Origin of the sequence: Geobacter hydrogenophilus (assembly GCF_018501225.1) — a bacterium.
Taxonomy (GTDB): domain Bacteria; phylum Desulfobacterota; class Desulfuromonadia; order Geobacterales; family Geobacteraceae; genus Geobacter; species Geobacter hydrogenophilus.
In genome coordinates this window covers 1-350 of record NZ_JAHCZI010000039.1, presented here as the reverse complement: position 1 = coordinate 350, position 350 = coordinate 1, and the positions used below count along the sequence as shown (strand labels likewise).

Here is a 350-nt window from a genome sequence, read left to right as displayed (position 1 = left end):
GCGCTCGTGGTGATCAGGTAGCCGGTGACGCCGACGTTGTCGGTGGCGGTGAAGGAGCTGACCGCAACGGTGAGGCTTGTAGAGGTGGCAGGAAGGGTGAAGGCGCTTACGACAGGGACGGTGGTGTCGGGAAGGGTGACCGTCACGCTGGCGCTCTTGGCGAGCGAGACGTTCCCCGCCGCATCCTTTGCCCAGGCGTAGAAGGTGTTATTGCCGGCAACGGCGGTCACGCTCGTCGGGGCGGTGGCTGTCCAGCCGGTGGTCGATGCCGCAGGCGCGGTGGCGCTCGTGGTGATCAGGTAGCCGGTGACGCCGACGTTGTCGGTGGCGGTGAAGGAGCTGACCGCAAC

At 66.9% G+C, this 350-nt stretch carries 1 pseudogene; it reads right to left on the bottom strand.

Going from position 1 to position 350, the window contains the following annotated elements:
• Positions 1 to 350 (bottom strand): annotated as a pseudogene (locus KI811_RS18430) (hypothetical protein); the annotation flags it as partial.